Source organism: Amycolatopsis nivea, assembly GCF_004522235.1.
GTDB lineage: Bacteria > Actinomycetota > Actinomycetes > Mycobacteriales > Pseudonocardiaceae > Amycolatopsis > Amycolatopsis nivea.
This window is the reverse complement of record NZ_SDLT01000038.1, coordinates 31,500-49,241: the sequence shown is the minus strand read 5'-3', so window position 1 is coordinate 49,241 and position 17,742 is coordinate 31,500. Positions and strand designations below refer to the sequence as shown.

Here is a 17,742-nt window from a genome sequence, read left to right as displayed (position 1 = left end):
GAATGGCGGACTGGTTCACCGCGCCGGGAGAACGAAACGGGAAAGGAAAACCGGCATCGCCATCAGTGCGATGGCGGTCCAGGGCAGCGCGCCTGTGCCGAGCAGAACTCCGCCCGTCAGCGCGCCACCGGCGACCGCGCCGTTCCAGCTGGCGATGGTCAGCGACTGCGCGATGTCGGCCCGGCGTCCGGCGAGTACCGCGGTGACCGCTTGGAACGAGGTCGGCGCGCCGCCGAAAGCCAAGCCCCACAACGCACACGCGACGAGCAGCAGTACCGGTTCGTGGCCGCCGAAGACCAGTATGCCGAAACAGCAGACGGTGACGGCGGCGCAGCACGTGAGCACCGCGCGAGGATGCCGGTCGAGAGCGAGCCCGACCAGCCACAGCCCGGCCACCGTCGCGGTGCCGAACAGCAACAACCCGGCGCTCAACAACGGGAGATGCCCGCGAGCGGCGTAGAATGGTCCGAGATAGGTGTAGAACATGTTGTGCGCCAACGAAAACGCGATCACCAGCAGTAATAGCGGGCGCAGCCCTGGGGTGTGCAGCACGGCGCGGAGGCTTGTCCGGGCCCCCGGTTCTTCGCCGGACAGCGGCGGAACCACCGCTACGATCCACCACAGCAGCGGCACCGAGACTAGGGCCATCCCGGCGAACACCCAGCGCCAGCCGACGAGTTCGCCGAGCGCGGCCCCTGCCGGGACGCCGAACGCGAAAGCGACCGGGGTGCCCGCCATCGCGACGGCGAGCGCGCGACCGGCCCGTTCCGCAGGGACGAGCCGCATGGCGTAGTTCGCCACGAGGGACCACAGGATTCCGGTGAGCGCTCCCGAAGCCACTCGCGCCACGAGCACCAGCGCGAACCACGGGGACAGCGCGATCGCCAGGTTGGTCGCGACGAACCCGGCGACGAGCAGGAGCAGGAGTTTCCGGCGGGGCATCCGGGCCGACGCCGCGGTCAACGGCAGCGCGGTGAGGGCGGTGGTGATCGCGTACACGGTGACCAGCTGCCCCGCGGCGGCCGGGGACACGCCGAGATCGGCGGCGGCCGGGAGCAGGATCCCGGCCGGGACGATCTCGGTCAGGCAGCCGAGGAACACCGACGCGGCCAAGGCCAGCAGAGCGGGCAGGGGAAGCGCGGTGCGAGCGGGCGGCGCGCTGACGTCCATGGCGGGTCCTTGGGGTCGTGGCGGTCGGCCGCGTCGGGTGTGCGGGGTGGGGAGCTTGATGGCCCGGCTGGTTATGCGGTGCGGGGTGCTCGGGGTTGCGTGGTGCGGGGCTGGGACTGGGGATTGCGGCGGCTGAGCCGGTTACGCGCTGTGGGGCGCTCGGGCTTGCGTGGTCCGGGGCTGAGGCCGGGGACTGCGGCGGCCGAGTCGGCTATGTGCTGGGGGAGCGGCCGGGCGGTGCCGCGACGTCCATGGTGGGGGGCGTGGCGTCGCGGCGACGCGCCCGGCCGCGCGCGGTTACGTCGTGTGCAGCAGCAGGTTGTGCGATCCCTCGCCCGGATCGACGACCTTGTCCTTCGTCGCCGCGTCGGTCATGCCCTTGAGCACCTGGTCCGGCGTCGCGTCCGGATGCGCCGACAGGAACATCGCCGCCACCCCCGCCGCTTCCGCCGAGGCGATCGACGTGCCGGAAACCACGCTCGACGCGCAATCGCCGGTGTTGCCCGCCGTCGGAATGTCCTTGCCGGGCGCGTAAAGGTCCACGCAGCTGCCGAAGTTCGAGGACGGCACCCGGTGGTCGGCCTGATCGGTGGCGCCCACGGTGATCCCGGTGGTCTGCCGGGCGGGCGTGATGTCGCAGGCGTTCACTCCGGCACCGCCGGTGCCGTTGCCCGCGGCGACGGTGTAGGCGAGGCCGTTCTGGGTCATCTTGTAGAGCTGGATGTCGAGGACCGTGCCGCTGGGGCCGGCGAAGCTGAGGTTCAGCACGGCCGGGCGCTGTGCGTTGAGGTTCACCCAGTCCAAAGCGGACAGAATCTCCTCGGACGTGCCCGTGCCGTCGCAGCCGAGGGTGCGCACCGATTCGACCGAAGCCTCTTTCGCGACACCGTAACGGCGGCCCGCGATGGCGGCCGCGACCTGGGTGCCGTGGCCGTTGCAGTCCGTTCCGCTCTGGTCCGCGTCGGGGTCGACCGCGTCGTACGCGGCGTGGGCGCGTCCGCCGAAGTCGTGGTGGGTCGTGCGCACCCCGGTGTCGAGCACGTACACGTGCACGTTGGCCGCGGTGTTCGGGTAGGTGTAGCTGCCGTCGAGCGGGAGGTCCGCCTGGTCGATCCGGTCCTGTCCCCACGAAGGCGGGTCGTCCTGGGTCCCGGCCGCGGTGTAGACCTGGTTGTCCCCGACCGTGGTGACCGCGGCGTCGGTGAGGTACTTGTCGTGCTGTTCCCGGGTCGCGGAAAGGGAAAACGCCTGCGACACCGAGTAGTAGACCCGGCGCAGCGTGCCGCCGTACTTGGCGATCAGCGCGTTCGCGGCGGCGGTGACCTTGTCCTTGTCTTTGTCCATCGGCTTGAGCCGCACGATGTACACCGCGGCGTCGTCCGGCGCGGCGGAGGCCGCCGCCGGCAGCACGCCGGCCGCGACCGAGAGCAGGGCCGCCAGCACGACGGCTTTCGGGGTGCGTTTCATGGTCGTCCCTTCGGGGAGCCTCCGCCGGGATCCCGGGGAATCCCGGCGGAGGCGGGCGCGGTCAGAGGTTGTTCAGCCAGGTGCGCAGGTCGTCCGGGCCGCTGCCCTCGTCGAAGCCGACCACCCGGCTGCCCTTCTCCTGTCCGGCGGAGATGTCGATCAGCGTGGGGATGTACTCGATGCCGTACTTGTCGGCGATGTCCTTGTTCTGGCCCTGCTCGCTCAGGTCCACCTTCGCCCAGATCCACTTGCCGCCGTCGGCCGTGTGGTATTTCTCCAGGTACGGGGCCATCTTCTGGCAGGGACCGCACCAGCTGGCGTAGAAGTCCAGCACGACCGGCTTGGTCTTGGACATCTCCATCACCTGGTCGTAGTTGGCCGAGGTGACGTCGACGACGGTCTCGTCCTGCGGGGCCAGCGAAACGTAGGACGCCGGGGCGGCGCTCGCCGGCGTCGCCGCGGCGCCGCCGAGGACTCCCGCCGTCATCGCCGCGACGGCCGCGAACATCCGGATTCTCGTTCCCATGTTCTCTCCTCTATTCGGGGTGGGTGACGGGCACCGGCGCCGGACGCGCCGGGGCTTCGGGGGCGGGGCCGGTTTCGGTGGGATGGCCGGCGCCGACCCAGTCTTCGATTCCTTCGCGGTACTTGCGGACGTCGGCGTACCCGAGTTCGAGCAGCCGGGCGCCGACGAATTCGCTGTTGCGGCAAGGGGTGTTGGCGCAGTAGACGACGATCGCCGCGTCCTTGTCCGGGACCACCCGCGGCGCATGCTCGTCGGTGAACGCCGCGGCCTGCTCGTAGGGGAAGCCCGGGATGTTGCGGGCGCCGGGAAGGTGTTCGCGGGCGTAGTAGTCCGGCGGCATGGTGTCGACGACGATCACCGTGCCCTCGTCCATCGCGGTTTTCAGCTCTTCGCGGCCGATCAGCGGCAGCATGCCGGTTCCTCCCGGGTTCCGGCGGCGGGCAAGCAGGCCCGCCGCGAGGTGACTGACGAACGCCACGACCACCGAGTTGATCGTGGGAATCCCGAAATCGAAGACGAGCGCGAAAGCCGTCCCGAGCGCCCAGCTGATCAGCGCCGCGAGCTCCCAGTCGCGCCCGGCGACCGCTTGTCCCCGGCGCAGGGCGGCGAAAACCGGACGGCACCGGCGAAGCACGAAGTACTCCGCGATGAGCACCCCGGCGACCGGCGGGGCGAGCACGCCGACCGCGGTCAGGAACCCGGCGAAGTGGTCGGCGATCCCGAGCGCGGACGCCGCCGTGCCGAACACCCCGAGCACCAGGACCACTCGCACCCGGCCGACCTTCCGGTCGAACAGCACGTCGACGACGTTGACCAGGCCGAGCGAGGAGGAGTACAGGTTCCAGTCGTTGATCTTGAGGATCGCGGTGGCCAGCACCAGGGTGCCGAGCAGCCCCGAGGAGGAGGTGACGATGCCGACGACGTCCGAGGTCGCGGCGGCGTGCGCGAGCAGCACGCCGATCAGCCCGATCAGGTACTCGCCGAGCGTCACGCTGAGCACGGTCTGCTTGACGACGTCGGCGCGGGTGCGGTTGAACCGGGTCATGTCCGGGGTCATCAGCGCGCCGAGGATGAACGCCCCGGACACCAGCGTGGTCGCCGCGCCGAGCGACAGCGGCGGTCCCGGCGGGGGAGCGGAAACCAAGTCCGCCAGCGAGTGCGTGTGCAGTGCGTCGAGCACCGAATACCCGGCCAGCAGCAGGAAAGCGGGCACGGTCAGGTAGGCGGTCCAGGCCATCAGGCGGAAGCCGTAGACGGTGATCACGGTGATCGCCGCTCCGCCGACCAGCGCCCAGCCCCATTCCGGCACCGCGCCGCCGAGGGCGTGCATCCCGTGCGCGAACACCCCGTTCTGCACGCCGAACCAGCCCGCGAGGCTGACCGCCACCAGCAGGCCGACCAGCGCGGAACCCTTCCGGCCGAACCCGGCCCAGCGGGCCAGCACCGAGGTGGACAGTCCTTCCCGCACCCCGGCGATGCCGAGCAGCACGGTGATGACCTCCAGCAGCACCGAACCGATCGTGATGGCCAGCACCGCGTTCCAGAACGTCATGCCGTAGCCCAGCAGCGCGCCGACGATGAACTGCTGGAACGACGACACCTGCCCGAACCGCTGCACCGCGACCGAGGGCCAGGACCGGCGGGCGGCGTCCGGGACGCGGGTCAGCGAATAGTCGTCGTGGCGGTCGCTCATCGGCCGGTCGCTTCCAGCGCGGCTTCGGCGACGACCAGGAAACCCTGGCCCGGCTCGGGCCGGAACGCGAATTCCCGGTCGAAGAACTTCCGCAGAAACGGCACCCGCTGGTGGTAGACGAACATCGACCGCGGATTTCCGGTGATCAGCCCGGAACCGGCGAACAACGGGAGTTCGGCGAGGAAGTAGCGCACCGCGAGCCGCAGCGCGCCCTCGCCCGGCACGTTTCCCGTCCGGCCCTGCAGCACCCAGGTGGAAGCGCCGTAGCAGGCTGACCGGAATGCGCTGTCGGTTTCGAAGTGGTTTTCCGCCGCCGCGAGCAGCCGCCGATAGGCGGGCAGTTCGCGCAGCCGGGCCATGCCGAGGATCCGGCTCTCCGGGTCGGGCACGTCCAGCGCGCGCAGTGCGGCGGCGATCTTGTTGTGCACGTGGCAGGACTGCCGGTGCGCTTTCTGTTTCGCCCTGGCCGGCGGGTATCCGAGCGCTTCGAGCGTGTAGGCGGTGACCTCGTCCGGGACGAAAAAGCAGAACTCGGCGAAGTGCTCCGCGGTCCACGCGGCGAGCCGGGCCAGCCGGTCCGCGGTGAAATAACCGTTGAACGGGCTCACTCCGACACACGCGTGCCGGACGTCCGGATACAGGCGGGCGCAGCCGGAAGACAGCGGAGTCGCGTCGAACATGGAAATCCTCCACCTTTTCTCGTCTCGATTCCGCGTTTCTCCCGGCGGGGCGGGACTGGTGCGGATCACTGTGCCGGGATCCGGACGGCGTGGGTAATGCCTGCCGGTTATGCCGTCGCGGGACGGCGAGGCCGGCGGTTCGGAAAGAGGATTTCCTACTTTGGTCGGGCGATTGCCACACTTTCGCCGGTGCACTCGCCCCGGCAGGCGTCATATCGTGAACTTTCGTGGAGTTGGAACTCAAGCATTTGCGCCACCTCCAGGCGATCGCGAAAGCGGGCAGCCTCAACCGCGCGGCCACCGAACTGGTGCTGCCGCAACCCGCCCTCAGCCGCGAACTGCGCAGGATCGAGGAACTGCTCGGCCGGGCGTTGTTCGAACGCGCCCGCGCCGGGGTGCGGCCCACGCCGTTCGGGCAGCTGATCCTCGACTACGCGGACGGGATCCTGGCACGCACCGCCCGGATCGGGCCCGCCCTCGCACAGCACTGCGCCCAGCGCGAAAGCGCGTTGCGGGTCGGCTGGTCGGAAACCGTCCTGTCCGGCCCGCTGCTTCGCGCACTGGAGACGACCGGGCTCGGCGACCGGGCGGAGATCCGGACCGCCGAGTCGACCGCGGAGATGCTCGGCTGGTTCGGCCGCGGCGAACTCGACCTCGCCGTCCTGTCCGAACAGTGCGACGTGCCGCTGCCCGCGAACACCGGGCGGATCGACCTCGCCGAGGACCCGCTGCTGATGATGCTCCCGGACTGGCATCCGCTCGCCGCCCGGCACGAGGTGGACCTGGCCGAGCTGGAACACGAGCGGTGGATCTCCTCGACCGGGCCGGACCGCTGCCGCGAGTTCCTCGCCCGGGTGTGCGGCCCGTACGGCTTCGCCCCGGTGATCGCCCACTACGTGCCGGTCTCCGGCCCGCGCGACGAGATCGTCCGCTACCAGGGCGACGTCACGCTCGTCCAGGCCTCCCGCCCGCTCGCCCCGGGCGTGGTGCACCGCCCGGTTCCCGGACTGCGGGCGCGGACCAGCCATTTCCTGCTGTATCGGGAGGACAGTCCGGTCGCCGCGCGGGTCAGCCTGCTCGCCGGGTTGATCCTCGACGCCTATCACGACCACAAGGGCGGCTTCGACGGCCCGCGCGCGATTCCGGGGGAACTGCCGTGGCTGACCGCCCGGACCAGCTGATCCGCTCGGGCGCCGACCTCGAGCTGCGGCAGCTGAAGCTGCTGGTCGCGGTCGCCGAGGCGGGCAGCGTGGCGGCCGCCGCGGCCGTGCTCGGAACCACCCCGGCCAAGCTCACCCTGCGGATCCGGCGGCTGGAACGGATGATCGGCGCCGCGCTGCTGGCCGCGGAACCGGCCGGGAAGCTGTTCACCGAGACCGGCGAACTCCTCCTCGAACACGCCTCGGCGGTGGTCCCGCAGTTCGACCGGATGCTGACCGCCGCTCGCGCCGGGCTGGAGCGTCCCGTCGCGCAGATCCGGATCGGCTCGGTGCCGACACCCGTGCTGCCGCGGCTGATCCGCGAGGTGGGGTTGCGCAATCCCGACGCCGGGCTGGCTATCCGGACCGCCGAATCGGCCGCGGAGCTGGCGGAAGCGTTGCTGCGCGAGGAACTGGACCTCGGCCTGCTGCGCCAGGACGCCGTGCGGGAACGCCCTCTCGGATGGGTTTCGGTGGCCACGGAACCGCTGGTGGTTGGCATTCCGCTCGGACATCCGCTCGGCGTCCCGGACTCGCTCACGCCGGCCGCGCTGTCCCGCCAGCGCTGCGTTCTCCTTGACCAGACCGTGCAGCCGCGTACGCGGGCACTGCTCGCGGCCTTCGCCGACGCCGGTGCTGATCCGCGGCTCTGCTACGCCGACAGTGAATGGGCGGTGCTGTCTCTCGGGCACGGCGCCGGAATCCTGACCGTGACAGCTCCGCCGACGAGACCGATGCCGGACACTTCTTACCGGCCATTGCATTGCGCGGCCACGAACTCGACTCTCGTGCTCGCCTGGGCGGACGACGGGCCGCTCGCCGGGCGCCTCCCGCGCGTCCGGGCGGCGATGACGCGCGCGCACGCCGAATCCCTCCGCGCGCTTCTGAGCACGTGAAGTACGTGAGGGGAACCCTGAGGGAATCAGATTCCCTCAGGGTTCCCCTCACGGAACGCGAGATCAGCCGATGCGGTAGCTGTACGGCAGAGTCGCCAGCACCTCACCGGTTCCGACCTGCGGCAGACCGGTCACGCCGGTCGGCAGCGAAGGCACGGTCACGATGTTCAAGTGCCCGGCCACCTTCTGCCCGCGGTTGCCCGACGGCGTGATCGTCACCAGGATCGTCGCGGTCTCGCCCGGCTTCACCAGCTGCGGCGTGCCGCCGGTGCCGTTCGGGTCCACCGACTGGCCGTACGGGTCGCCGGTCGACGACGTCACCGAACCGTCGAAGCCCGCCGTCTGGATCGACGCCGTGTAGCTCGAATGCCCGGCAGGCGCGCCGTCCGGACCGAACGGGCCGATCTCCTGCACGTCGGCGAACCAGACGCCCTTGGTGACGTAGCCGGTCTTCTCGCCGATCGTCGCGACCGACACCGTGCTGCCGTTCTGCGCGGACTTCAGGTCGCCGAGCACGTCGATGCCCGCCGCCGAGCCCTGGATCTCCGCCTGCGCGGGCACGGTCGAGGACGTCGCGACGGTGAACTTGCTCGTCTCCGGCGGGATCGAGTACACCGGCGCGTTCGCGTTCAACTCCGGCAGGTCGACCTCAGTCGAACCCTGGATCGGCTGCGGCTGGAGCGTTTGCTTCGCGTTCGTGCGCGCGTCGACGCCGATGGCGATCGGTTCGATGCCGGTGTTGCGCACCGTCACCGGCACGGTCACCGCCTTGCCCGCGGCGAGCGACGCGGACTGCGGCAGCGCAGGCGCGCTGGCCGAGACCTGGTCGAAGCCGACGGTTCCGGTGAACGGCTGGTCGATCTGCTTGCCCGTCACCGGGTTCTGCACGACGAGCACCAGGTGCCAGCGCCCCGGCAGCGGGTTCGCGTCCACGAGCTGCAACGCGGTGCCCTGCTTCAGCGTGGTGGCCGAATCGAGGTAGGCGTTGCTGTTCACGTCGGCGAGTTCGCCGTTCGGGTCGACCAGGACGCCGTCGAGCAGCGTGCCCGGGTCCTGCAGCTTCACCGCGACGTCGAGGTCCCGCTTGCCGCGCGGAACGTCGAATTCGTAGGAGAAGGTCTGCGCCGGCGACACCGCGCGGGCGTTGCCGCCGGTGATCGTACCGCCGAACGCGCCGGGGCCGTTCTTCGTCGGGATCAGCGCGCGCAGCACGGCCGACACCGTGGTCTGGTGTCCGTCGGAGCTGCCGAAGGTGATCGAGTAGTCCGCGTCGCCGCCGCTGGCCGGGGCCTGCAGTGCGACGTGCACCGGCTTCGTCTGACCCGGGTTGAGCTGCAGGATCTGCGGCGAAACCTGGCCGTACGGGACAGCCCGCTGCGCGGTGGTCGCCAGCTGGATGTCACCGGTGTAGCCGGCCTGCCCGGACGCGGAGTACAGCACCGCGGTCCACGTGCCCGCGGCCGGGCGCGTGACGTCCACGTTGGCGTAGTTCGCCGTCGCGGCCCCGCCCTGCGGACGGCTGTTGGCGACGAAGGTGCCGTCCGGAGCGAGCAGCGTCAGCCGCACCACCGGGGTGACGGACTGGCCGTTGACCGTCTTCGGGCTGCCCTGCCACGCCATCCGCGCCAGCAGTCGCTGCGCGCCGTTCGGCACGGAGAAGGTGACCTTCTTGTACGCCCAGTTCGTGCCGTTGAAGTACGGGAAGGTCGGCAGCTTGGTCGAGTCGAACCCGGTGGTCTGTGTCTGCGTCCCCATCGGGGCGAACGTCCGCGTGCCGGTGCTGACCGTCAGCGGCTTGGTGCCCGAGTTGGTGACGTTGACCGACGCGTGCTGCGTGCTGCCCGGCGCGCCTTCCAGCGTCAGCTGGTCGGCCGACAGCGTGATGTTGGACGAGACGCCCGCCGGCGCCCCGGTCGAACCCGGAGCGGTGAGCGCCGCTTCGACCGCCGCGCGGGCGTCGAGAAGGCCCGCGCCCTGCTCGTCGGCCGGGAGGTTGAGGTCCCGCGCGGTGCTGGTGATGATCTGCTTCACCTGTGCGGGCGTCGGCGACGCACCGTGGTGGGAATTGCGATAACTCTGGATCACCAGCGCGGCGACGCCCGCGGTCAGCGGGGCGGATTCGCTGGTGCCGCCGAAGGATTCGAGGTCCGTGCCTTCCGGGACGGTCTTGAAGTTGCGGCATTCCGAGTACGCCGGGGAGCAGTCGGCCCAGTTGCCCTCGCCGGGTGCGACGAGGTCGATGGTGCGGCCGTTCTGCGTGATGCCGGACGAGGACAGCGCGGAGATGTTGTCGTTCACCCATTTCCCGTTGGAGAACGGGAAAGCCGCGTAGCCGGTCTGCGCGTACAGCCGGTTGTCGGTCGTCGCGCCGGTCGAGATCACCAGCGGGTCGGTGGCCGGGCTGCCGATCGTGGACGTGGTGCCCGCGTCGCCGCTGGAAGCGGTCACGGTGACGCCCGCGGCCACGGCCTGGTCGTTGAAGACCTGGAACAGGTTGCGGGAGCTGGAATCCGGGTACTGGTTGAGGCCGAGCGACTCGTTGATCACGTCGACGTGGTCGACGGTCACCGCGTAGTCGATCGCCTGCAGCACCGCGGAGTTCGTGGCGGTCTTGCCGAAGACGTTCAGCCCGACCAGGCTCGCACCCGGCGCGACGCCCTTGACGACGATGTTGCAGCCCGCCGGGAGCGGGTGCTTCTCGTTGACGAACTTCGACAGGTCGTGCACGACGACGCCTTGCGCGGCGATCGAGGAGGCGTCGCCGAAGGCCTCGGCCCCGGAGTCGGTCGTGTTCGGGCCGTCGCCGGAGAAGTCCTGGTAGTCCGAGAACACGTGGCTGCCGTCGGGACGGATGAAGTCCGCGTAGTTCGGGTCCATGTTGTCGGCGAGGAACGCGACCTTCACACCGGCACCGTTGGCCAGATCGGACGCGCTCTTCCCTCCGGCGGTGCTGTACGCGCGGATCGACGTCAGCGCTTCGGGCTCCAGCAACGGTTTCGCCGGGTCGGCCGGGCAGGTCGCGTTCGGCGTGGACTGCGCGGCCGGTCCGCCTGCCTTCGGCGCGGCGGCCGGTGCGCCCGGTTTGGCGTCCGGCAGCGTCACCTTGCTGTCCGGCAGGACCTGCGCGACCGCCGGGTCGTGCGCGAGCTGTGCGGCCTGCGCGGGCGTGACGGTGGCGGAAAACGCGTTGCCCAGCGCGAAGTGCTTGACCTTGGCCGGTGCCGCGCCGACGAGCTTGGCGAGCACCGAATCCTGTTCTTGGGTGGCTTTGGCGCGGCGAGTGCCCGAGGCCGCCTTGGTGGGCGGCGCGCTGGGCAGCTGGTCCGCGAGGACGACGATCACCGATTGCGGCGCGGTGTCCGCCGCGGCGGCCGGTGCGGCAGCCTGCGCCGGCTGGGTCGCCCCGGCCAGCACCAGGCTGCCGGTCGCAGCCATGACCAGGGCGCGAACGGATCGCGAGGAACGCCCCATGTGCAGTTCCCACTTCCTGCTAGAAGGGTTCGTGAGTTACCGGCCCCGACGAAATCGGGCGCACTCGTGCCGCGCTCGATTTCCCGATAGCAGAACTCTTTCCGACTCCCGCACGATCCACAAGCGACAATAGTGGGAAACAAATCCGGCAAACGGGACCGAATTTCCGCGCGGTCGCGCATTCGGTCCCGTTTGCCGGAATCGGGGTCAGTCCTGGGGAAGGTGCCGGCGCGAGTGCCGGGTCACCACAAGGGTTCCCGCGATGGCGACCAGCGCGACGCAGGCGAGCAGAACCGGGTAGCCCGCTACTCCGTTCAGGGCGGCCAAAATTGACGGCAGCAGGAATCCGATGTAAGCCAGCGCGTAGTACACGCCGGTGAGTTCCGCGATTTCGCCCGGCTGGGCGAGGCGTTGCAATTCCAGCAGTCCGGACACCACCACGATGCCGTAAGCGGCGCCCAACACAATCGCCGCGCCGAGGGCGATCCACGGCGATTCCTGCGCGGCGGCGAAGACACTCAGGACGAGTCCGGCGCAGAGCACCGCCATCCCGGTGAGCACCGCCCGGGCGCTGGTGGCGCGGTCGACCCGCTTGGCGATCGGCTGGATCCCCACGCCCGCGCCGATCGCGCAGACGGTGAGCAAGGTGGAGTAGGCCAGCGCCCACGACCCGGTCTGATGCTCGACGAGCTGCGGCAGGATCGCGTACGCCACGCCGCACGAGCCGAAGATCCACGGCGCGGCGGGCAGGATCACCCGGCGGAACCGCGGATGCCGCGCGGTGGCGGGCAAGGCGGCGCGGATCGATTCGGTCCGGACAGTGAGCGTTTCCGGACTGCGCGTGACCGCGAGCAGCGAGACCAGCGCGAGTCCGATGTGGACCAGGTAGGGGAGGACCATCGGCCACGGACCCCATTGCGCGAGCACTCCGGCGACGCCCGGGCCGATGCCCAGTCCGAGCGTCAGGCACAGCGCGGCGCGCCGGGTGCCGGTGTCGGCCGCGCTGTGCGGGTCGGCGTCGGCGAGTTCCTTGATCCAGGTGGAGCCCACGGCCATCGCGACCGCGACCGCGATGCCAGACAGGAACCGGCCGGCGGCGATCCATCCGACGCCGACCGGGCCGAGCGCCAGCAGCACGCTCGCCAGCAGCGACACCACGGTGCCGGCGAACATCACCGGGCGGCGACCGTACCGATTGGACAGTCCGCCGGACAGCAGCAGCCCCGGCACGAGACCGACGACGTACGCGCCGAGCAGCGCGTCGACGGTGAACGCGGAGTAGCCAGCGGCGTGGTACATGACGAGCAGCGGGGTGAACTGGTTGCCGCCCCAGCCGCACGCGAACACCGCGGCGGCGGCCGGAAACCAGGCCGGACGGGCGGTTGTCTCGGGTGTTCCGGGCAGGGGAGCGCGGTCAGCAGTAGTGGTCATCGACGGTGCACCGAATCCAGGTGTGCTCGCAGGGCCGGGGCGAAGGTGTCAGCCTTCGTCTCCGCCTCCGCGATGATGTTCAGGAGGTCTTCGTGCTCGCCGACGACTTGGGGCAGCCGAGCCGGGATCGGCGCGAGCGCGTGGACGTTCATCCGGCGCTGCCGGTCGGCGAGCGTGGTGTAGAAGCTGAGCAGCAGCGCGTTGCCGCCCGCCTCGACGATCGTGCGGTGAAACAGCGCGTCGGCTTCCGCGAACGCCGGCACGTCGCCCGCTTCCGCGTGCTGCCGCTGGACAGCCAGCACCGCGCGCAGCTGCTCGAGCGCCGCCGGGATCAACTCCGGACGCCTGCCCAGCCGTTGTACCGCCGCGCTTTCGACGGCCTCGCGGGCTTCGAGCACGTCCTCGGCCTCGCCCGGGGTGATCGGGACGACGATCGCGCCGCGCTTCGGGATCAGGTTGAGCAGCCCCTCGACCTGCAGCCGCAGGAACGCCTCGCGCACCGGCGTCCGGCTCACCCCGAGCCGCTCGGCGATCTCGCCCTCGCTGAACAGGTGTCCGCCGGGCAGTTCGCCGGTGAGCACGAGCTCCTTGGTGAGCTCGTACGCGCGGTCGGCGGCGGGTTTCAACGCGTTCACAGGTGGGACGCTAGCATGCATCCTAGCTTGTATCTAAGGCGTTGTGACCTGCGGCTCAATCGGTTCTGTCGGTGCCGTGTGCGATGCTCGTCGGCGTGCTGTTCCTCGATGCCCCGCCGACCGTCCGCCAAGCCGTCGACGCCATCCGTTCCGCATTGACGGGCGGCCTGGACCCGGACCAAGACCCGCCGCGGTCTGTCGTACCCGTGCCCACCGGGCAGTTTCTGCTGATGCCCGCGTTCTGGGACCGCTACGCCGGGGTCAAGGTCGCCTCCGTCGCCCCGGACAACCCGGCTCGCGGCCTGCCGCGGATCCAAGGCCACTACCTGCTGATGGACGGCCCGACGCTCACCCCCAAGGCGCTCCTGGACGGCATCGCCCTCACCTCGGTCCGCACGGCGGCGGTTTCCGCCGTTGCGGTCGACCTCCTGGCGGAGCCGGACGCGGAACGCCTGGTCGTGTTCGGGACAGGCCCGCAGGCGCAGAGCCACATCGAAGCCTTCCGCGCCGTGCGGCCGGTGCAGGACGTGGTGGTCGTCGGCCGGAATGCGGAGCGCACGCAAGCTCTCGCCGCGCAGTACCCCTTCGCCCGGGTAGGCACGCCGGACGACGTGTCCTCGGCTGATCTGGTCGCCTGCTGCACCTCGTCGCGAACCCCCGTGTTCGACGGCGCGAAAGTCCCCGAGCACGCCACCGTCGTAGCCGTCGGCTCACACGAACCCGACGCCCGGGAAGTCGACGATGTCCTCATTGGACGGTCCACAGTGGTTGTAGAAGGCATCGGTGCGGCTACTCGCGAGGCCGGAGATGTAGTGCTGGCAATGAAATCCGGCGTCCTCGCGGCGGACGACTTGGTGCCGCTCGCGGAACTGGCACAGGGGAGGACGGTGGCGTCGGGTCCCCGGTTGTTCAAGAGCGTCGGAATGGCTTGGGAGGATCTGGTGGTCGCGGCGGCGGCCTATGAAGCTGTCACGTGACATTCCGGCGCAGCGGGAACGCGACCGCCAGTCCGGCCGCGACCAGCGCGTATCCGAGGAGAACGAGCGCGCCGCCCGCGGTGGGCAGCAGCTGGCCGCCCGCGTGGCCGGTCTGCTGGGCGAGCGCGTCGGTGAGATAGCCGAATTCGGTGAGCGCCGCGGTGGCTCCGCCGGGAAGGTAGGGATAGATCGTGTTCACGCCGGGAATGGCGAGCAGCGCGATTTCGACCAGGTACAGGTACCCGATCACGACCGCGAGCGCGGCGACCTGATTCCGCAGCAGCGCACCGATTCCCACGCCCAGCACGGTGTAGATCGTCATCGCGGCGGCGATCCGGAGCAGCAGCTCGACGACTGTCGCCGGGGCGAGGCCGACGGTCGCCCCGTGGAGGGCGGCGCTGCCGTAGAGCGCGAGCCCGGCGGCGACTGCGGTAACGACGCCGTAGCAGAGGCCGCCGATGGCGAACGCCGCGAGTTTCGCGACAAGGATCCGCCAGCGGCGCGGCGCGAAGAGGAACGTGACGGAAATCGTGCGGTGCCGGTACTCCGACGTCATCGCGACGGTGCCGAAAACGGCGGGGAACAGGACCGTCACGGTCGCCACGCCGAGCACGTTCCGCACTCCGGCGGCGGTGTCAAGCCCGGGCATCGGCGGCTGGACCTGCTCTGGGCCGATCACGCCGATCAGCCCGACCAGGCCGCCGCCGCACACCGCGGCGGTGACGAGCGCCCACAGCCACAGCCGGGTGGAGCGCAGCCGGCGGAGTTCCGCGGCGATCATCGGCGTTCTCCTGCGGTGAGGGCGAGGAAAACCTGTTCCAGGCCGGGTTTTTCCGGGGTCAGCTCGTGGATCCGCAGTCCGGCCGCGGCCGCCCGGTCCGCGATCTCGGCGGTGCTGAGGCCGGAGACGCGAAGGAGATCCGGTGCGATCCGTTCGGCGGCCCCGCTCAACGTTCGAGCGAGGTCGTCGGCGTCGGGAGAGCGGACGAGCGCGCCGGGTGCGGTCGAGACGGACAGCTCCGCCAGGGTGCCGGTGGCGACGAGACGGCCGTCGCGGATGACCGCCACCTGCCCGGCGATCTGCTCCAGTTCGCTGAGCACGTGGCTGGAGACCAGCACGGTCCGGCCGGTCGCGGCGAACCCGGTGAGCAGGTCGCGCAGCCACGCCATGCCCTGCGGGTCCAGTCCGTTGCCCGGTTCGTCGAGCACCAGCACTCGCGGGTCGCCGAGCAGCGCGGTCGCGAGGCTGAGCCGTCGCCGCATGCCGGTCGAATAGCCGCGCGAGGGCCGCCCCGCGAAGGCGGTCATTTCCAGTTGCTCCAGCACCTCGTCGACGCGCCGGCGCGGCAGCCGGGCCATCGTGGCGTAGATGCGCAGATGCTCGCGCGCGGAACAGGACGGATGCGGGCCGGCCCTGTCGAGCACCGCGCCGACGGTGCGGACCGGCTGCGGCAGCTCGGCGTACCGGACGCCGTCGATCGTCGCGGTCCCGGCGTCCGGCCGGACCAGGCCGAGGAGCATCCGCATCGTGGTGGTCTTCCCCGAACCGTTCGGCCCGAGGAAACCGGTGATTTCCCCGGGACCGGCGGAAAACGTCAGATCGGCGACCGCGGGCGTCGCGGCGAACCGCTTGGTCAGGTCCTCGACGGCGATGCTCATGCGCGGGCCTTGAGCGCTTCGGCCAGCTCGGCCGCGTCGGGCAGGCTGAGCAGCAGTTCGCCGAACTCCGCGCCGTCGAGGACGATCCGCAGCGCCGGACCGGACCGGCGCGCCGACACCAGCTGGCGCGTCCCGGTGCCCAGCCCCCAGATCCCGACCTTGACCACCCCGCTGACCAGCATGCCGATCCGGCCGCCGCGCGTGCGGGCCAGCGGATTCCCGATCTGCTCGACCGTCCGGATCCGAGCCAGCGGGACCGTGATCTCTTCTCGCCACACCGCGATCCGCTCCCAGCGGGAGAACCGCACCCGGAGCCTGTCGCCGACGATTTCGGCTGCCGCCATCGTCTTCACCCCCTGCGTTATCTGTTCTATTAGATGTATAGCAGATATCCTGGACAGGTGCTGCTGACTTTGGATCTCGACAGCGAGACGCCGATCTACCTGCAGATCCGCGACCGGATCGTGGAGGCGATCGCCCAGGGCGACCTCGGCGAGGGCGACGCGCTGCCGTCCACCCGGCAGCTCGGCGCCGACCTCGGCATCAACTTCCACACCGTGAACAAGGCCTACGACCTGCTCCGCGCGCAGGGCCTGATCCGCATCAACCGCAAGAGCGGCGCGGTGATCCGCCGCGACGCCCGATCCGGCCCCGCCGACTCCGGGTACGCCGACGAATGGCAGGAACGGCTTCGCACGCTCCTGGCCGAGGCCGTCGCGCTCGGGCTGGACGCCGACGAGGTGACCGCCCGTTGCGGCTCGGTGCTGGAATCCTTCCGCGCGAAGGCGGCGTCGTGACGTCGTCGGTCTACCTGGATCTCGCGCTGGTGGCGCTGCTGGCCGCTGCGTTCTGGGCGGCGCCCGCGCTGGCCCGGCCGACGCTTCCGTTCGGTGTGCGGGTGCCGGCGGCGCGCGTCGCGGAACCGGAGATCGTTCGTGCGCATCGTCGTTACGCGCGCGGGGTGCTGGTGGCCGGGACCCTCGCGTTCGTCCTGGTCGCTTTCGCCTCGGCCGGACTGCGCTGGGAGCCGGCGGCCGCGTTCGCCGCACCGGTTCTCGCGGCTGCTTGCTGCGGCCTCGGCTACCAGGCGCACCGCACGGTCGCCGCCGCGAAACGCTCCGGCGACTGGTATTCCGGAACCCGGCAGGCGGTCGCGACTGACACCTCGCTCCGCACCGACCCGGTCCGTCCACAATGGATTTTCCTGGCCCCGGCGGCAGTGCTGTTCGCGATCACCGCGGCGATCGGGGCGTGGCGCTACGGCGACCTGCCCGCGACACTGCCGACGCCGAACGGAATGACCGTCGACTCCGCCCTGCGCGGCGCGACCACGGTAGGCCGCGCGTTCGCGACTGTCACCGCGCAGCTGTTGATCATCGTCCTCGTGGCTCTGCTGGGTATCGCGTTGCCGCGTGCCCGGCCGGAACTCGACGCGGCGCAGCCCGCCGCCTCGGCCGCCCGGTACCGCGACTACCTCGCCGGCGTGCTGCGACTGCTGTTCGGCACCGCCGGATGCGTGGCCGCGAGCTTGCTGGTGGCGTCGCTGGAGGTCTGGGAAATCGTCCCGGCCACGACCGGCGCGACTGTCGTCAGCTACGTCCCGCTCGCTGGGGCGGTGGTCGCGTGGGTGGCGTTCGCGTTCCGGGTGGGTGACGCCGGGCACCGGCTGCCTGCGGACGAAGAGGATTCCGGCCGCGTACAGCGCGACGACGACCGGTACTGGCACCTCGCGGGCATGGTCTACGCGAACCGCGGCGACCCGGCCCTTCTCGTGCACCGGCGCTCGGGGGTCGCCTGGACGCTCAACCTCGGCCACCCGATCAGCTGGGCCCTCCTCGCCGTACTCGCGGCGTTCGCTGCGCTGGCTGGATTCGGCGTCGTCGAACTGCCTTCCCGCGGCGGATAGCCTGGGTTTCTTCGACGGCGAGGGGAACTGGG

General features: G+C 70.7%; 16 protein-coding genes. 5 read left to right on the top strand and 11 right to left on the bottom strand.

What is annotated here, in order from left to right; all coding sequences use genetic code 11:
• Positions 1-15: 15 nt before the first annotated feature.
• The 5 genes from EIZ44_RS34340 to EIZ44_RS34320 all read right to left on the bottom strand — a co-directional run bounded on the left by EIZ44_RS34340 (position 16) and on the right by EIZ44_RS34320 (position 5,536).
• On the bottom strand, positions 16-1,170 hold the full coding sequence (locus tag EIZ44_RS34340) for an MFS transporter (RefSeq protein ID WP_134733322.1): 1,155 nt from the start codon (positions 1,168-1,170) through the stop codon (positions 16-18).
• Positions 1,171-1,467: 297 nt separating this feature from the next.
• Positions 1,468-2,637, bottom strand: a complete 1,170-nt coding sequence (locus tag EIZ44_RS34335; RefSeq protein ID WP_134733320.1) for a S8 family peptidase — start codon at positions 2,635-2,637, stop codon at positions 1,468-1,470.
• Positions 2,638-2,698: 61 nt separating this feature from the next.
• Positions 2,699-3,163, bottom strand: a complete 465-nt coding sequence (locus EIZ44_RS34330) for a thioredoxin family protein (protein ID WP_037818633.1) — start codon at positions 3,161-3,163, stop codon at positions 2,699-2,701.
• 10 nt (positions 3,164-3,173) lie between these two features.
• Positions 3,174-4,856 carry a cytosine permease gene (locus EIZ44_RS45785; RefSeq protein WP_134733318.1) on the bottom strand — a complete coding sequence of 561 codons (1,683 nt, stop codon included), beginning with the start codon at positions 4,854-4,856 and terminating at the stop codon, positions 3,174-3,176.
• Positions 4,853-5,536, bottom strand: coding sequence for a tRNA-dependent cyclodipeptide synthase (locus EIZ44_RS34320; protein WP_134733316.1), 684 nt, complete (start codon positions 5,534-5,536; stop codon positions 4,853-4,855). The genes EIZ44_RS45785 and EIZ44_RS34320 overlap by 4 nt, the downstream gene beginning before the upstream one ends.
• Positions 5,537-5,763: 227 nt before the next feature.
• On the opposite strand from EIZ44_RS34320, the gene EIZ44_RS34315 reads away from it, so the two are divergent.
• Both EIZ44_RS34315 and EIZ44_RS34310 read left to right on the top strand, forming a co-directional pair.
• Entirely contained in the window at positions 5,764-6,717 is a 954-nt protein-coding gene (locus EIZ44_RS34315) for a LysR family transcriptional regulator (RefSeq protein ID WP_134733314.1), read from the top strand.
• The gene (locus EIZ44_RS34310; RefSeq protein ID WP_134733312.1) at positions 6,693-7,631 is read left to right on the top strand and encodes a LysR substrate-binding domain-containing protein; all 939 of its coding nucleotides are present in this window, start codon (positions 6,693-6,695) and stop codon (positions 7,629-7,631) included. The genes EIZ44_RS34315 and EIZ44_RS34310 overlap by 25 nt, the downstream gene beginning before the upstream one ends.
• Before the next feature lie 63 nt (positions 7,632-7,694).
• Here EIZ44_RS34310 and EIZ44_RS34305 read toward each other — a convergent pair whose 3' ends face one another.
• The 3 genes from EIZ44_RS34305 to EIZ44_RS34295 all read right to left on the bottom strand — a co-directional run bounded on the left by EIZ44_RS34305 (position 7,695) and on the right by EIZ44_RS34295 (position 13,168).
• A complete protein-coding gene (locus EIZ44_RS34305) occupies positions 7,695-11,066 on the bottom strand; it encodes a S8 family serine peptidase (protein WP_240691494.1) in 3,372 nt (1,123 codons plus the stop codon).
• Positions 11,067-11,309: 243 nt separating this feature from the next.
• A complete protein-coding gene (locus EIZ44_RS34300) occupies positions 11,310-12,533 on the bottom strand; it encodes an MFS transporter (protein ID WP_134733309.1) in 1,224 nt (407 codons plus the stop codon).
• On the bottom strand, positions 12,530-13,168 hold the full coding sequence (locus tag EIZ44_RS34295; protein ID WP_037818639.1) for a GntR family transcriptional regulator: 639 nt from the start codon (positions 13,166-13,168) through the stop codon (positions 12,530-12,532). The genes EIZ44_RS34300 and EIZ44_RS34295 overlap by 4 nt, the downstream gene beginning before the upstream one ends.
• Before the next feature lie 71 nt (positions 13,169-13,239).
• Here EIZ44_RS34295 and EIZ44_RS34290 point away from each other — a divergent pair, with 71 nt between their 5' ends.
• Entirely contained in the window at positions 13,240-14,145 is a 906-nt protein-coding gene (locus EIZ44_RS34290) for an ornithine cyclodeaminase family protein (protein WP_240691493.1), read from the top strand.
• On the opposite strand, the gene EIZ44_RS34285 is transcribed toward EIZ44_RS34290, so the two are convergent.
• From EIZ44_RS34285 to EIZ44_RS34275, 3 genes are read right to left on the bottom strand one after another with little or no spacing between them, the layout of a single operon-like run.
• Positions 14,138-14,926, bottom strand: a complete 789-nt coding sequence (locus tag EIZ44_RS34285) for an ABC transporter permease (RefSeq protein ID WP_134733307.1) — start codon at positions 14,924-14,926, stop codon at positions 14,138-14,140. The genes EIZ44_RS34290 and EIZ44_RS34285 overlap by 8 nt on opposite strands.
• Positions 14,923-15,804: an ABC transporter ATP-binding protein gene (locus EIZ44_RS34280; protein ID WP_134733305.1), complete on the bottom strand. Its 882-nt coding sequence runs from the start codon at positions 15,802-15,804 to the stop codon at positions 14,923-14,925. Before EIZ44_RS34280 ends, EIZ44_RS34285 begins: the two co-directional genes overlap by 4 nt.
• Positions 15,801-16,148, bottom strand: a complete 348-nt coding sequence (locus EIZ44_RS34275; protein WP_134733303.1) for a hypothetical protein — start codon at positions 16,146-16,148, stop codon at positions 15,801-15,803. The genes EIZ44_RS34280 and EIZ44_RS34275 overlap by 4 nt, the downstream gene beginning before the upstream one ends.
• Positions 16,149-16,205: 57 nt before the next feature.
• On the opposite strand from EIZ44_RS34275, the gene EIZ44_RS34270 reads away from it, so the two are divergent.
• Both EIZ44_RS34270 and EIZ44_RS34265 read left to right on the top strand, forming a co-directional pair.
• Positions 16,206-16,601, top strand: coding sequence for a GntR family transcriptional regulator (locus EIZ44_RS34270; RefSeq protein ID WP_134733301.1), 396 nt, complete (start codon positions 16,206-16,208; stop codon positions 16,599-16,601).
• The gene (locus EIZ44_RS34265) at positions 16,598-17,710 is read left to right on the top strand and encodes a DUF1648 domain-containing protein (RefSeq protein ID WP_134733299.1); all 1,113 of its coding nucleotides are present in this window, start codon (positions 16,598-16,600) and stop codon (positions 17,708-17,710) included. The genes EIZ44_RS34270 and EIZ44_RS34265 overlap by 4 nt, the downstream gene beginning before the upstream one ends.
• The last annotated feature ends 32 nt before the right edge of the window (positions 17,711-17,742 follow it).